This window comes from Mucilaginibacter sp. HD30 (assembly GCF_054061755.1).
In genome coordinates this window covers 3,916,268-3,929,759 of the sequence record NZ_JBSSEO010000001.1, presented here as the reverse complement: position 1 = coordinate 3,929,759, position 13,492 = coordinate 3,916,268, and the positions used below count along the sequence as shown (strand labels likewise).

17 protein-coding genes are annotated in these 13,492 nt (G+C 41.7%); 10 read left to right on the top strand and 7 right to left on the bottom strand.

The window, feature by feature from the left end; all coding sequences use genetic code 11:
• Positions 1-107: 107 nt before the first annotated feature.
• Positions 108-1,787 carry a glutamine--tRNA ligase/YqeY domain fusion protein gene (locus tag ACVW2L_RS18620; protein ID WP_457129454.1) on the top strand — a complete coding sequence of 560 codons (1,680 nt, stop codon included), beginning with the start codon at positions 108-110 and terminating at the stop codon, positions 1,785-1,787.
• An 83-nt stretch (positions 1,788-1,870) separates the two neighbouring features.
• Here ACVW2L_RS18620 and ACVW2L_RS18615 read toward each other — a convergent pair whose 3' ends face one another.
• Genes ACVW2L_RS18615 through ACVW2L_RS18605 form a run of 3 tightly spaced genes read right to left on the bottom strand, consistent with a single transcriptional unit; the run spans position 1,871 to position 4,660 of the window.
• On the bottom strand, positions 1,871-2,767 hold the full coding sequence (locus tag ACVW2L_RS18615; protein WP_457129453.1) for an N-acetylmuramoyl-L-alanine amidase: 897 nt from the start codon (positions 2,765-2,767) through the stop codon (positions 1,871-1,873).
• A 37-nt stretch (positions 2,768-2,804) separates the two neighbouring features.
• Positions 2,805-3,653 carry a KPN_02809 family neutral zinc metallopeptidase gene (gene ypfJ / locus ACVW2L_RS18610; protein WP_457129452.1) on the bottom strand — a complete coding sequence of 283 codons (849 nt, stop codon included), beginning with the start codon at positions 3,651-3,653 and terminating at the stop codon, positions 2,805-2,807.
• 47 nt (positions 3,654-3,700) lie between these two features.
• Positions 3,701-4,660, bottom strand: a complete 960-nt coding sequence (locus tag ACVW2L_RS18605; protein WP_457129451.1) for a hypothetical protein — start codon at positions 4,658-4,660, stop codon at positions 3,701-3,703.
• 203 nt (positions 4,661-4,863) lie between these two features.
• Between ACVW2L_RS18605 and ACVW2L_RS18600 the strand changes: the two genes are divergently transcribed.
• From ACVW2L_RS18600 to rplS, 8 genes are all read left to right on the top strand, one after another.
• Positions 4,864-5,397: a 30S ribosomal protein S16 gene (locus ACVW2L_RS18600; RefSeq protein WP_457129450.1), complete on the top strand. Its 534-nt coding sequence runs from the start codon at positions 4,864-4,866 to the stop codon at positions 5,395-5,397.
• 174 nt (positions 5,398-5,571) lie between these two features.
• Entirely contained in the window at positions 5,572-6,096 is a 525-nt protein-coding gene (gene rimM, locus ACVW2L_RS18595; protein WP_457129449.1) for a ribosome maturation factor RimM, read from the top strand.
• A 48-nt stretch (positions 6,097-6,144) separates the two neighbouring features.
• Positions 6,145-6,666 carry a hypothetical protein gene (locus ACVW2L_RS18590; RefSeq protein WP_457129448.1) on the top strand — a complete coding sequence of 174 codons (522 nt, stop codon included), beginning with the start codon at positions 6,145-6,147 and terminating at the stop codon, positions 6,664-6,666.
• Positions 6,667-6,770: 104 nt separating this feature from the next.
• The gene (locus ACVW2L_RS18585) at positions 6,771-7,223 is read left to right on the top strand and encodes a hypothetical protein (RefSeq protein ID WP_457129447.1); all 453 of its coding nucleotides are present in this window, start codon (positions 6,771-6,773) and stop codon (positions 7,221-7,223) included.
• Positions 7,220-8,020, top strand: a complete 801-nt coding sequence (locus ACVW2L_RS18580; RefSeq protein ID WP_457129446.1) for a hypothetical protein — start codon at positions 7,220-7,222, stop codon at positions 8,018-8,020. Before ACVW2L_RS18585 ends, ACVW2L_RS18580 begins: the two co-directional genes overlap by 4 nt.
• Positions 8,017-8,217 (top strand): helix-turn-helix transcriptional regulator, encoded by a 201-nt coding sequence (locus tag ACVW2L_RS18575; RefSeq protein WP_457129445.1) that lies wholly within the window; start codon positions 8,017-8,019, stop codon positions 8,215-8,217. The genes ACVW2L_RS18580 and ACVW2L_RS18575 overlap by 4 nt, the downstream gene beginning before the upstream one ends.
• 112 nt (positions 8,218-8,329) lie before the next feature.
• Positions 8,330-9,004, top strand: coding sequence for a tRNA (guanosine(37)-N1)-methyltransferase TrmD (gene trmD / locus ACVW2L_RS18570; RefSeq protein WP_457129444.1), 675 nt, complete (start codon positions 8,330-8,332; stop codon positions 9,002-9,004).
• A 182-nt stretch (positions 9,005-9,186) separates the two neighbouring features.
• Positions 9,187-9,540, top strand: coding sequence for a 50S ribosomal protein L19 (rplS, locus tag ACVW2L_RS18565; RefSeq protein WP_457129443.1), 354 nt, complete (start codon positions 9,187-9,189; stop codon positions 9,538-9,540).
• A gap of 156 nt (positions 9,541-9,696) precedes the next feature.
• Here the strand turns inward: rplS and ACVW2L_RS18560 are convergent, their stop codons facing one another.
• Genes ACVW2L_RS18560 through ACVW2L_RS18545 form a run of 4 tightly spaced genes read right to left on the bottom strand, consistent with a single transcriptional unit; the run spans position 9,697 to position 12,327 of the window.
• Positions 9,697-10,359: a phosphatidylserine decarboxylase family protein gene (locus ACVW2L_RS18560; protein WP_457129442.1), complete on the bottom strand. Its 663-nt coding sequence runs from the start codon at positions 10,357-10,359 to the stop codon at positions 9,697-9,699.
• A 21-nt stretch (positions 10,360-10,380) separates the two neighbouring features.
• A complete protein-coding gene (locus ACVW2L_RS18555; protein ID WP_457129441.1) occupies positions 10,381-11,187 on the bottom strand; it encodes a phosphatidate cytidylyltransferase in 807 nt (268 codons plus the stop codon).
• A gap of 5 nt (positions 11,188-11,192) precedes the next feature.
• Positions 11,193-11,399 (bottom strand): hypothetical protein, encoded by a 207-nt coding sequence (locus ACVW2L_RS18550; protein WP_457129440.1) that lies wholly within the window; start codon positions 11,397-11,399, stop codon positions 11,193-11,195.
• A gap of 7 nt (positions 11,400-11,406) precedes the next feature.
• Positions 11,407-12,327 (bottom strand): CPBP family intramembrane glutamic endopeptidase, encoded by a 921-nt coding sequence (locus ACVW2L_RS18545; RefSeq protein ID WP_457129439.1) that lies wholly within the window; start codon positions 12,325-12,327, stop codon positions 11,407-11,409.
• Positions 12,328-12,369: 42 nt separating this feature from the next.
• Between ACVW2L_RS18545 and dusB the strand changes: the two genes are divergently transcribed.
• Positions 12,370-13,380, top strand: coding sequence for a tRNA dihydrouridine synthase DusB (gene dusB, locus ACVW2L_RS18540; RefSeq protein ID WP_457129438.1), 1,011 nt, complete (start codon positions 12,370-12,372; stop codon positions 13,378-13,380).
• Positions 13,381-13,492: the final 112 nt, after the last annotated feature.

Below are 13,492 nucleotides of genomic sequence, written 5' to 3'. Positions count from 1 at the left end.
TCATTAGAATTCTATTAGAAAGTTATTAGAACTTTAACAATACTATTTGGTAACAACTTTATCCATTCTGCTAAAAAAACCTACTTTTGCAGGATTGCAGAAATAATATGAGCGAAGAGAGATCATTAAACTTTATAGAAGAGATAGTTGAAGAGGATTTAAGTGCAGGCAAGCACGGTGGCCGGGTATTGACACGTTTTCCGCCCGAGCCTAACGGTTACCTGCATATAGGCCATGCCAAATCTATCTGCCTTAACTTTGGTTTGGCAAATAAATATAATGGCAAAACCAACCTGCGTTTTGACGATACTAACCCCGTTACAGAGGACACAGAGTACGTTGAGAGTATCAAATACGATGTAAGTTGGCTGGGCTTTGAGTGGGCCAACGAGTTATATGCCTCAGACTATTTTGACCAATTATATGATTTTGCTACCGCCCTTATAAAAAAAGGACTGGCTTACGTTGACGATAGTACCGCCGAGGAAATTGCTGCCCAAAAAGGCACTCCGACCGAGCCGGGCACACCAAACCAATACCGCCGCCGCAGCGTTGAAGAAAACCTGCAATTGTTTGCCGAAATGAAGGAAGGGAAATATCCGGATGGAGCAAAAGTGTTGCGCGCTAAAGTTGATCTGGCCGCGCCTAACATGCACCTGCGCGATCCGCTGATGTATCGCATTAAACACGCGCACCACCATCGCACGGGCAATAAATGGTGCATCTACCCGATGTATGATTTTGCACATGGACAATCTGATGCTATTGAAAATATCACACATTCTATATGTACGCTGGAATTTATCCCGCATCGCGACCTGTATAATTGGTTTATTGAGCAACTTGATATATTCCAGAGCAAGCAGTACGAGTTTGCGCGCTTAAACATCACCTATACAGTAATGAGCAAGCGCAAGCTAATGCAACTGGTGAATGAAAAGCATGTTGATGGTTGGGACGATCCACGGATGTCAACCATAAGTGGCTTACGCCGTCGTGGTTACACTGCGGCTTCCATTCGCGAGTTTTGTGAGCGCATAGGCGTAGCAAAACGCGAAAACATGATAGACTTTAGCCTGCTGGAGTTTTGTATTCGCGAGGATCTGAACAAAACCGCATGGCGTCGTATGGCAGTGCTTGACCCTATAAAGCTGGTTATCAACAACTATCCGGCAGAGCAAACAGAAATAATGCATGGCGAGAACAACCCTGAAGTTGAGGGTGGCGACGGTGGCCGTGATATTCCGTTCAGCAACGAGTTGTGGATTGAGCGCGAAGACTTTATGGAAGAGCCGCCTAAAAAGTTTTTCCGCCTGGGTGTTGGTTTGAGTGTACGCCTTAAAAATGCCTACATAGTAACCTGCGAAAGTTTTAAAAAGGATGCTGACGGTAACGTTACGGAAATACATTGCATTTATCTGCCTAACTCAAAATCAGGACATGATACCAGCGGCGTAAACGTAAAAGGCACCATCCACTGGGTGAGTGTGCCCCATGCAAAAACTGCCGAGGTGCGTTTGTATGACCGTTTATTTAAAGTAGAAGACCCATCAAACGAGGAAGGCGACTTTAAAGACTATATTAACCCGGAAAGCTTGACAATTATACCCAATGCCTACATAGAACCACATCTGGCTGCTGCTGAAACTGGAAAGGGGTACCAGTTTATTCGTAAAGGATATTTTACTGTGGATAAATTGTCAACACCAGAAAAACCGGTATTTAACAGAACAGTTGCGCTAAAGGATGGCTGGAAGGCCCCCCAATCCCCTAAAGGGGGAGCATAATAGAAAAGGCCGTCTTGAGCGGCCTTTTTTATTTATCATATTTTGCCTGCCAACTATCCTTTCCCTCTTCAGGGGCTAGGGGCTCAATACTTCCTGTAAACATTATACAGCACATTCAGATCCAGCTGGCTCATTATAGGGCTGCTGTCTTGTTGCACAAAATGCCGTTTAAAGGCAATAATGGCAGCGTTAAGGTCCGCTGTATCATAGCCTATTATTCGCAATGCCGTAGCATAGTCAAAGTTGGGTGGCGCCGGGATCAACACAGTATCACTCCAAATACCAAAGCCTTTGTCAGCTAAAGCTTTCCATGGAAACAACGGACCCGGATCGGATTTTCTTTTAGGAGCATAATCCTGGTGACCAATAAAATTGGCTACTGGTATGTTATATGCTTTTTTTAACTGAGTTAATAAAAGCAGCAGGCTATTTACCTGCGCATCAGTAAAAGGCTCACTACCATTATTGTCTATCTCAATGCCTAACGAGGAGCTGTTCATATCGGTAACGCTGCCCCATTTACCCGCTCCTGCGTGGTTAGAGCGCATGTAATCATTCACCATATGAAATATTTTGCCATCCTTGCCAATAACATAGTGGGCGCTTACTTCGGTGCGTAAAAGCGTGAAAGTGCGTAGCGTTTGCTGCACCGAATCTTGCGCGGTGTAATGTAGTATAACAAAATTAGCCTTGCGGATGCCGAAGTTTACTGAGGCCACCCATTCAGACGGCACCGCAATAGCGCCGGTGCTATCATACAACATAGCAGGGGTTTGCTGCTTAAGTATATTCAGCAAAGAGTCTGCTTTAGTAGTGTAAAACTTGTCAGTAGCATCAAATTGCTTTGCTACTACAGGTATGGGCGGTACATCAGGCGGTTGCACCGCTTTGGGCGGCTGTACTATTTTGGGCGAGCAGGCATATAGCAGCACTACGCATAAAAACAGACCTGTTTTGCCAAAAGTTGATAAATTTACCATCGGCACTAAAGTAAAAATTATTAGCTCAAATTACAGGTTATTCTTCTGTTTCAAACGTGTCGCCTTTGCGCAAGTCACCAGTATCAAAGCCTTTTTTAAACCAATACATACGCTGGGCGCTACTGCCATGGGTAAAGCTATCGGGCGTTACTCTGCCCTGATACTGTTGCTGCAGTCTATCATCGCCGATCTGGTTAGCAGCATTTAATGCAGAGTCAATATCCGCGCGTTCAATAACGATATTATTGTGGTGGTTAAGTGCCTGGTAATGCGCCCAAACTCCGGCATAAAAATCGGCTTGTAGTTCCAGTTTAACCGAAAGTTTATTGTATTCCGTTTCGCTAATTCTATTTCGTTCAGCATCCATTTTTGCCGACGTGCCCATTAAATTTTGCACATGATGGCCAACTTCATGCGCTATTACATAAGCGCTGGCTGCTTCGCCCGGTGCGCCAAATTCATTGCCAAGTTCCTGAAAAAATGATAGATCTAAATACACCTTGCCATTAGCCGGGCAGTAAAATGGCCCCGTTGCAGACGATGCATAGCCGCAGCCTTCAGCATTTACTTCATCAGTAAAAACATGTAATATAGGATGCTGATATTGTTGGCCCATGTTGTTGAAAAGACTGTCCCAAACTATAGTGGTTCCTTCAAATATTACCTTGGCGAATTTTTTTTCGCGACTGTCGCTGGCGCCCGGTTGTGTAATTATCTGATCAGAATTGCCAGACTGGTTTAAAATTGCACCCGGATCAATACCGGTAAAGAAATAGATAGCGGCCCCTATCAACCCTATTATGCCACCTCCGAATAACATTCCGCGACCGCCACGGCCGCTGCTTTCTTCGTAATCAGATGTTTCTTTTCCGCCAAACCATTTCATATCTATTGTTTTTTGTTAAGATAACAAGATGGTGCTTTAAATGTTCATTAATTACATTTGCTTTTTTTAAAGGATATACCCGCCGCCACACCTACAGCGAAGTAAGGGTAACTATCTTCAAAATAAATATTGTAAGGATCTTGCCCCCTGTATCCAATTGTAGCTGTGAGTGCTGAATTTTCCATGAAACCAAATTGGTAGTAATATTTAAAGGAAGCATTTAAGCGTTTATTTATGTTGGCGATATTGTAGTTATAAACCTTATCTAAAATATAAGTAAAATCAAACCGGACGCGTTGGTGGCTGGCATAACTATCAGCCTTGCCGCTTTTGTCTTTCATTATATCGTAGGTCCAACTGCCATTTGTGCGTACAAAGCCATATTTGCCTGTTAACTCTTTTGAGTATCCGGTTTTAAATAAACCCGCATGTAGTTCAATACCAATTGACGCAAACTGACTACTGGACTGTGTAACACTGGCGGCCTTTTTACCCCAATAATAGTCCAGCCTGTAAAAGTTGGTGGTGAATTTACCATCTGTACGGTTAAAATCACCATTGGCATCAAGCGTAGATCCCTCCTGTCCGTTAGAGTGATGGGAATACGAGAGCGATATAAACCTGGGGTTAGCGGCATCATTATTCAACCTGGTAAACATGGTGGCGCCCGGCATATAACTTGGCGACCGCACCGGCGAGTGATAGGCAGAAAACAAACGCAGGTAAACCCTTGGCGAGAATAAGAAGAAAAACCTTGATTTTTTTGAGCTAAACAGCACCACATTAGGGTTGATATCGGCCACAAGCAAAGTTTTTTCAGGGCCACCATATTCATTGCCGAAAAATAGCGGTGGTGCGTTTTGGCGATAAATACCATTAAAGGCTTGATTATAAACCTCGTTACGGTTAAGGGTATCAGTAGCGCTTTGACCATTTGCGCTAAATGAGTTAAAAAAGACACCCGCCAATAGTAAACTGCATATTATGCCCGTAGATTTCTTTTTCACAGATTAATATACTCAGTAAGCAGGCCGATGGTTTTTGATTTAAGCAAGATTTTTGAAACAATGAAGAACTGATCGCGTAAAGCATTCAGCATCAAATAAAATAAGCTAACCGTTAATTAAAATATAAAATAAATTTTCTTACCTTTGCGTCCCCGCTGAAAGAAACTCCGGGGAAATGTTGGACACATAAAAAGAATAGAAAAATGGCAACTAAGATCAGATTGCAAAGACACGGTAAAAAAGGAAAACCTTTTTACTACATTGTAGTAGCAGACGCACGCGCACCTCGCGACGGTCGTTTTATTGAGCGTATAGGTTCATACAACCCAAACACCAACCCTGCTACAATTGACATTAATTTTGAAAAAACCCTTGATTGGGTAAACAACGGCGCACAGCCAACTGATACTTGTCGTGCTATTTTGTCTTACAAAGGTGTTTTATACAAAAAACACTTAGAAGGCGGCGTTAAAAAAGGCGCTTTAACTCAGGAACAAGCTGACGAGAAATTTGCAGCATGGACCGATCAAAAAGACGGAAAGATCACCGGTAAGAAAACAGATTTAGTATCTGCAAAAGATGAGGCACGTAAAGCCGCTTTAGCTGCTGAGGCTAAACGTAATGCTGATAAAGCTGCTGCTATTGCTGCTAAAAACACTCCGGTTGCCGAAGAAGTTGAAGAAGAAGCTCCGGTTGCTGAAGAAGCTGCACCAGAAGCTGAAGAAAGCGCAGAATAATTTTTTTGAACTCGTTTCAATACAATGGCGAAGCAACCTACAGGTTCTTCGCCATTGTTGTTTAAAACACGTCAGCTGTCATTGCGAGGCACGAGGCAATCGCGAACTTTGCATGGCCGCTTTTCTACTTGCGATTGCTTCGTGCCTCGCAATGACATAAATAACAAATTTGGTATGAAGATAGAAGACTATTTCCGCATAGGCAGTGTGCTTAAAACCAAAGGCCTAAAAGGCGAAATGCAACTATATGTTGATTTTGACGGGCTGGATGACATCAACTTTAATGCCCTGTTTATTGAGGTGGGCGGTAAGTTGGCGCCGTACTTTGTTGAGTCAATAAAGTACAATCAAAAAAACTCGGCCTACCTGTACCTGGAGGATGTAGACACCATTGAAAAAGCATCTGTTTTAGTAAAGAAAGATATTTACCTGCCTAATAAACTTAAGCCCAAAAAGAGAAAAAGCGATTTCACCTTAAAGGACCTCATAGACTTTACAGCTGTTGATGAAAATGAAGGCGAATTAGGTGTGATAACGGCAATACACGAATATCCCCAACAATTAATTGCTGCCGTTACCTATAAAGGCTGCGAAGTACTTTTCCCGCTAAATGAAGCAACCGTTAAAGGTATTGATGTGGTTAAAGAAATTGTGATGGTTGACCTCCCTGATGGGCTGTTGGAGATTTATTTAGATTAAAAAGTACAAAGTCTTTCTTTAGCTTTAAATAATTTGCGATATTTCGTCATGAAAAATTACCTGATCTTATTGTTTATATTTCTATCGATAGGAAGTTATGCGCAAACTTCGATTAAAGCGGTAACAGATGAGCCCGCAGACTTAGTACCACCTAAAGCTACCGGGAAACAGCCTATTCCAATAACTATTGGCGATTCTGTAACGCTTCACACTTACAGCGTGTCCACAAAACTTTGGCAAGCCACCTATAAAGGAATTAAGGGAACGCTTAAAGATACATTGCTTGCAAAGTCTTATAAAGTCATCGGCTTTAAAAATATATTCATTGACCAGGATTTTAGATCTACAATGATAAAAAAGTATGGTAAGTTTTATGGCACCGATTTATCCAAAGGCACTATAAGTTTGGGGATGACAGCTAAAATGGTGCGTGAGGTATATCCCAAACCAGATAACATAAACCGAACCGTAGGAAGCTGGGGTGTTCATGAACAGTGGGTTTACGACAAAGGCGATAAATCTGAATATCTTTATTTTGAAAACGGTAAACTCACCAGCTGGCAGGATTAGCTAGGCATCTTTTGGGGAATAAATTTCAATCCAAAAAAAATCTGTCAAATATACTTGACATTTGTAAAGTTTGTTTTACATTTGGTAAACCAAACTTTACAAATATGAAAACACGATTTTTATTCCCTTACACGTTTAAAAAAACAGGTACGCTATTATTTTTAACAGGTTTAGCCTTATCTGTTGCCTCAACCTATTTTGAGCCCGAGATTACAACATATTTTGTGTCACAAAATAATCGTGGTAACAGTATTCCGCTGGAGACAATATTAAATGATGCGAAATTAATAACCTTAATAGTAAGTTTAATCTTAATATCATTTAGTAAAGAGCAGATAGAAGATGAGCAAATAGCTCAACTCCGCTTAGATAGTTTGCAATGGGCAATTTACTTTAATTACATATTGATGCTGATTTGCGTGCTGGCTTTTAACGGCTTTGATTTTTTAGCAGTTATAACTTACAACATATTATCGCCGTTGGCATTTTTTATCATCCGTTTTAGATGGGCGGTGTATCAATTAAACAAATTGGGTCAGGAGGGCGAATTATCATGAGCATCAAATCCTTATCTCCCATAGCTAAAAAAACAGGTCACATTTTATTAATGGTCTCGGCGGTGTTGTTTTTTATAAATACATCTGGCTTCTTAGCGCTTCTTCTTATTTCTGGTAACAAAGTTAAAGATCATGATGCACTAAGCTCAGCATGTAACGCTATGGGTTTGGTTGTGTTTGCGCTGGCAATTATATTTATCGTATTTGGCAAGGCTAAAAAACAAGACGACTATTTATCAAACAGGTTATTGTTGCCCCATTATTTTAAATACGCCGGTTACATCTACGTGTTTTTCACCCTGATATACGCTGTAACCAGTTACAAATACCGGACAGTAAAAACTGAAAAGTGGTATACGCAGGTAATGATTCCGTCTTATCAAGATGGCTTAACCGATGAGCAGAATAAAGTTTTCGACAGCATGAAAGAAAATGGTAAAGTTGTACATGCCAGCAGTATTATTATCACTCCCTTTACTATGATTTTGCCGGTTGGTTTGCTGTTTTTGGCTTTTGCTAAAGAAAAAGTTGAAGACGAGCTGATTAGCAAATACCGTACACAGTCGCTGCAATTAGCCATCCTGCTGCTTTTCTTCATTGTTCTGTACCAAAAATTTAATGTGCCCGAAATAAAAACCCTGATTTTGACAAGCAAAAAAGGAGTCGGTTATTTTGATATCCCGGGCGCAAGCTGGCGAGCGGATATATTAATTAATGTAGTTTTAATTTTTAGCATTTTAAGGATGGAATATATGCTAAGATTAAAACCATTATTCACAAAACGCGCCGAATCATGAAAAATTCACTGCGCGTTGAGCGCGCCATTAAAAACATAACCCAGGGCGAACTTGCCGACCTGATAGGCGTATCCCGCCAAACCATAAATACCATTGAGAGCAATAAATACGTACCTTCAACTGTGTTAGCCTTAAAAATAGCTAGGGTATTTGACAAACCCGTAGAGCAAATTTTTATGCTTGACGATGAAGACTAGCCGTTGGCGGAGATTGGTGATTAGAGACTAGTGATTAGGCCTTGTCGTGCAGGTATAAGATCCGCTAAAAACTAATCACTAATCTCCAATCACTAATTACTAACTTTGCCCCATGCGTTTTGATATCATCTCTGTATTGCCTGCTTTGTTAGAAAGCCCTTTTGCCCATTCAATTTTGTTGCGTGCACAAAAAAAAGGCATTAGCGAAATACATGTGCATAACCTGCGAGATTACGCCACCAATAAGCAAAAAAGCGTAGATGATTACCGGTACGGCGGCGGCAGCGGGATGGTAATGGGCATAGCGCCATTTGCAGCATGTATTGAAAAACTAAAAAGCGAACGCGATTACGACGAGGTGATCTTTATGTCGCCCGATGGTGAAACACTTAACCAGCCCATAGCTAACCAGCTTTCATCCAAAAAAAACATTATCATTTTATGCGGGCACTATAAAGGCATAGACCAGCGCATCCGCGACATTTTTGTTACCCGCGAGATCTCTATTGGCGATTATGTTTTATCAGGCGGCGAGTTGCCTGCGGCCGTTTTAGTAGATGCAGTGGTAAGGTTGATACCGGGTGTATTGAATGATGAAACATCGGCCCTTTCAGATTCATTTCAGGATGGTTTGCTGGATGCGCCGATTTACACGCGCCCCGCAGATTGGAACGGCCACAAGGTGCCCGATATCCTTTTAAGCGGCAACACACCCGAAATTGAAAAATGGCGATTTGATCAGGCGGTGGAGCGCACAAAAATCAGGAGACCGGATCTGCTTGAGTAATAATGATACCGCTACAGAAATGTCGTATTTAAGCGCCGAAGAACACCCGATTTATAACGCCATTTGTTAACAAAAAACAAATTGTGGAAATTTTTAAAATCGTTTTTTTATTCTCAAAAATAATCCCTATACTTGCAATCCGATTTTTAGGGGACTAAAAGTCGCTTTAAGAGCTTAAAATCATGGATTTAATAAAATTTGTCGAAGAGCAAACAGTAACAGTTAACACACTTCCGTCTTTCAAAGCAGGCGATACTGTAAGCGTACATTATAAAATCAGAGAAGGTAACAAAGAGCGTATCCAGGTTTACCAGGGCGTGGTTATCCAACGTAACAGCACAGGCGTTTCTGAAACTTTTACCGTGCGTAAAGTTTCTAACGGTATAGGTGTTGAGCGTATCTTCCCTGCTAACTCACCAAACATTGATAAAGTTGAAGTGAACAGCTTTGGTAAAGTACGTCGCGCTAAATTGTTCTACCTGCGCGAGCTTACCGGTAAAGCTGCGCGTATCAAAGCAAAACGCGTAGTAAAATAATTTTACTTTTATAAAGTATATAAACCTTTCTGATCAATTCAGAAAGGTTTTTTTGTGCCTAATGTTTTTTGACAATAGCTTATAAAATATTTTAGCAAACAAAAAAGCTTTCGGCTAATACCGAAAGCTTTAGAACTATTTCTTAAAGTATGTTAACTAAGCCGGCAACTCGGCAAGTACGGTTGTCCCGCCTTTAACTACTTCGCCTATTTCTACATTAACTTTTGATCCCAATGGTAAAAACACGTCAACCCTTGAGCCAAATTTAATAAAACCGAACTGCTCGCCCTGCTCTACTTTATCACCCTCTTTTACATACCAAACAATACGGCGGGCAAGTGCCCCGGCAATTTGCCTGAACAATACCTGCTGGCCAACTTTATTTTCGGTTACAACGGTTGTACGCTCGTTCTCTGTTGATGACTTGGGGTGCCATGCTACCAAATATTTGCCCGGGTGATATTTAAAATACTTTACCACGCCACTTATTGGATTGCGGTTAACGTGTACATTAACCGGCGACATGAATACAGACACCTGTATGCGCTTGTCTTTTAAAAACTCAGGCTCTTCCGTCTCTTCAATTACTACCACCTTTCCATCAGCAGGGCAAAGCACCACTTTTTCGTTTTGGGTAACAAGCAGGTTGGGGCTACGGAAAAATTGAACAATGATTACAAACAGCAGGAACGAGAGGATGTAAATTATCCATTTAAACACCGTTGCCTCAGGTAAATAAAATTGTACAGCAGCATTCAATACAAATATAAAAAGAATGCAAAGTGCCAGTGATGTGTATCCCTCTTTATGAAAAGTCATAGAAATAATTTTTATGCAAAACTAAACATTTGTAACAAAGTATAGGTATGCGTATACAATTGGTGCGGCCATAAGCAGTCCGTCAAACCTGTCCAACAATCCGCCGTGCCCCGGCAATATCCCCCCGGAGTCCTTTACATTCAGGCTCCGTTTAAGCATAGATTCTATCAGATCGCCTATAGTTCCAAACGTGCTTATTAACACCGCCATCCATATTAAGTTTTGTAAAGGCTGTTCGGTAAAAAATCTATCCAATATAAAAGCTACACCAATTGTTATTACCAGGCCGCCAATAAAACCCTCCCAGGTTTTTTTTGGCGAATGGCGCTCAAATAACTTTGTGCGCCCAAGTTTGCTTCCAACCAGGTAAGCCCCGGTGTCGTTCCCCCAAAGCATCAGCAAAAACGCCAACGGCAAATGCGGGTTAAAACTACCGTTAAGGTAGCCCAGCGCGTGGAAAAAACTAAATGGCACAATGGTGAAAAGCAAGCCAAAATAGGTATAAGCTATGTTAGTAAAAGGAGCCTCGTTCTTTCTAAACAATTCTGCTATGGCAACTGCGCTTAAAGTAATAGGCAACAAAAGTATCAACTTATGCGCATCATCAGCATACGCTATCAGTGCAAATATCACGTAGATAATAGCGCCGTTAATTAGCCCTGTAATGCGGTCGGGCATGATGGATGTGCCTTTTAATAAGCCATAAAACTCCCAAAGACAAAAGCTGGCCAATAAGAAGAAAAAAACATCAAAGACGTACCGACCGGTAAAAACCGAAGCCAGCATTACTATCACAAAGAAAAAGCCGGTAATGGCGCGGGTTTTCATAAAATTTAAAAATGATTAAGTACCATCACCTCAATGGCACTGCTGAAATTTTCCTGGTGAATATAAACTTCCACATTGCCGAAGTCGCGGTGTGAGGAGGCTTGTCTGTTGAGCAAAACGGCGTCTATCTCGTGTGCGCACAGCACCTGTTTTACAATCTCCGACTTGTAAAAATCTGAAGAGGTAAAAATTTTTATCCAGTTTTTCTCCATTTTTTGCTTAGGCTGCCGTTTTCTCTTTTTTTGCCTCTTTATGATACAGGAATAGCAAAAATAACACAATTATAAAGCTAAATACATAAGCCGAAGATTTAAAAATGTGCATGTCGTTAGGATCTATTTTTACCAATTTATGTTGGTACAGATAAACAGCAACAACGGCGGTTGCATTATTTAAAAAGTGCGCCCAAACCGCCGGCCATACGCTGCCGCTCCATGCAGTAAAATAGCCGAATAATACCCCCAATAGTACGCGCGGTAAAAAGCCAAAAAACTCCATATGGAAAGCGCTGAACAGAATTGCTGTTATCCAAACAGCCGCATGCACATTGCCGGTCCATTTTATAAAAATGGTTTGCACACAGCCTCTGAACATCAGCTCCTCAACAATGGCAGTAAAAAGCCCCACGGCAATAACGTTCGCTATTACGCCAAAAATGGTATCCATTTTTAACAGCACTTTTATTAGTTTTTCGGCATTATCTTCGCTGTCGCGCATCCATTTTTGTACACCGCTCAAGTAGTCGGGCAATACCATATCTTGATTTATACGACTTAAAAGCTCTATTAGGGGGGATGATACCATCATCACACAAAACACAAGCGCAAACATGGTCCATGGGAAATTAAAGGACGGTTTTAAGTACTCCTGCGGTTGCTTTACAATAAATTGCGCAAACACCAAAGGAGTTATAAGCAGCGGTATGGTGGTGCCCAATATTTGCAGGATCCATAAAGCATTAGCGGTGCCGGGTGCTGAAAAATCAAGCTGTGCTATATTCATCACCATTTTAAGGTCATAAAAAGCGGCAACTACCGCCGCCCCAATTAAGTTTCCAAGCAGCACAACACCAATAGTGATGGCCGTAAGGATGAGAAACTGCAGTGATGGATGCAGGCGATTAGCGGGGTTAGACGTCATTTAATTCAAATTTCGTATTTTTGCAACGGGTTAAAGATAAGCATGTCTGTACAAATAGGAAATATTGATTTAGGGGAGTTCCCGCTTTTGCTGGCGCCGATGGAGGATGTGAGTGATCCGCCGTTCCGTTATGTGTGCAAGCAGCATGGGGCAGATATGATGTATACCGAATTTATCTCATCAGAAGGGTTAATTCGTGATGCGGCCAAAAGCCTTAAAAAGCTGGATATTTTTGAGTACGAGCGCCCCATTGGGATCCAGATCTTTGGTAGTGATATTGAGCACATGCGCGAAGCTTCAGAGATCTCAACCAAAGCCAACCCGGACCTTATAGATATAAACTATGGTTGCCCCGTTAAAAATGTGGCCTGCCGTGGTGCTGGTGCCAGTTTATTGCAGGACATTGATAAAATGGTTGCCATGACCAAAGCCGTTGTTGAGGGCACCCATTTACCCGTTACAGTTAAGACCCGTTTAGGCTGGGATGACAATACCAAAAACGTAGAGGAAGTGGCCATGCGTTTGCAGGACGTAGGCATAAAAGCACTTACCATCCATGGCCGTACACGGTCGCAGATGTACAAAGGTCAGGCAGATTGGTCACTTATCAGCAAGATCAAAAAGAATCCGTTGATACACATTCCGATTTTTGGCAACGGTGATATTGATTCGCCCGAAAAAGCCGCCGCCTGGCGCATGGAATATGGCGTTGATGGGATGATGATAGGCAGGGCGGCTATTGGTTACCCATGGATCTTCCGCGAGATAAAACATTATTTTGCCACCGGCGAACATTTGGAAAAACCAACCTTTGCCGAACGAATTGATGCCTGCCGCACTCACCTTGTAAAATCAATTGAGTGGAAGGGACCAAAAACCGGCGTTTTTGAAATGCGCAGGCATTACTCCAACTACTTTAAAGGGATAGAAAACTTTAAAGAATACCGCGCCAAACTGGTTACCGCCGGCACTTTTGATGAGCTTGATGAAATTCTGAACGAGATTGAACGCAACCCTCGCTTCACTTCGTCCGTATCAGTATTGGAAGTTTAACACTTTCTGTTTGCTTTTTTAATATTAAAAAATATATATTGCTCAAAATTATGCCATTAAGATGGCTTGATTTTTGACGACGAGGTATATATTTGAATTAAACGATAGTACT

Coding starts and splice junctions, on each gene's coding strand:
- ACVW2L_RS18620 (WP_457129454.1), top strand. CDS start 108: ATGAGCGAAGAGAGATCATTAAACTTTATAGAAGAGATAGTTGAAGAG.
- ACVW2L_RS18615 (WP_457129453.1), bottom strand. CDS start 2,767: ATGGTAAATTTATCAACTTTTGGCAAAACAGGTCTGTTTTTATGCGTA.
- ypfJ (WP_457129452.1), bottom strand. CDS start 3,653: ATGAAATGGTTTGGCGGAAAAGAAACATCTGATTACGAAGAAAGCAGC.
- ACVW2L_RS18600 (WP_457129450.1), top strand. CDS start 4,864: ATGGCAACTAAGATCAGATTGCAAAGACACGGTAAAAAAGGAAAACCT.
- rimM (WP_457129449.1), top strand. CDS start 5,572: ATGAAGATAGAAGACTATTTCCGCATAGGCAGTGTGCTTAAAACCAAA.
- ACVW2L_RS18590 (WP_457129448.1), top strand. CDS start 6,145: ATGAAAAATTACCTGATCTTATTGTTTATATTTCTATCGATAGGAAGT.
- ACVW2L_RS18585 (WP_457129447.1), top strand. CDS start 6,771: ATGAAAACACGATTTTTATTCCCTTACACGTTTAAAAAAACAGGTACG.
- ACVW2L_RS18580 (WP_457129446.1), top strand. CDS start 7,220: ATGAGCATCAAATCCTTATCTCCCATAGCTAAAAAAACAGGTCACATT.
- ACVW2L_RS18575 (WP_457129445.1), top strand. CDS start 8,017: ATGAAAAATTCACTGCGCGTTGAGCGCGCCATTAAAAACATAACCCAG.
- trmD (WP_457129444.1), top strand. CDS start 8,330: ATGCGTTTTGATATCATCTCTGTATTGCCTGCTTTGTTAGAAAGCCCT.
- rplS (WP_457129443.1), top strand. CDS start 9,187: ATGGATTTAATAAAATTTGTCGAAGAGCAAACAGTAACAGTTAACACA.
- ACVW2L_RS18560 (WP_457129442.1), bottom strand. CDS start 10,359: ATGACTTTTCATAAAGAGGGATACACATCACTGGCACTTTGCATTCTT.
- ACVW2L_RS18555 (WP_457129441.1), bottom strand. CDS start 11,187: ATGAAAACCCGCGCCATTACCGGCTTTTTCTTTGTGATAGTAATGCTG.
- ACVW2L_RS18550 (WP_457129440.1), bottom strand. CDS start 11,399: ATGGAGAAAAACTGGATAAAAATTTTTACCTCTTCAGATTTTTACAAG.
- ACVW2L_RS18545 (WP_457129439.1), bottom strand. CDS start 12,327: ATGACGTCTAACCCCGCTAATCGCCTGCATCCATCACTGCAGTTTCTC.
- dusB (WP_457129438.1), top strand. CDS start 12,370: ATGTCTGTACAAATAGGAAATATTGATTTAGGGGAGTTCCCGCTTTTG.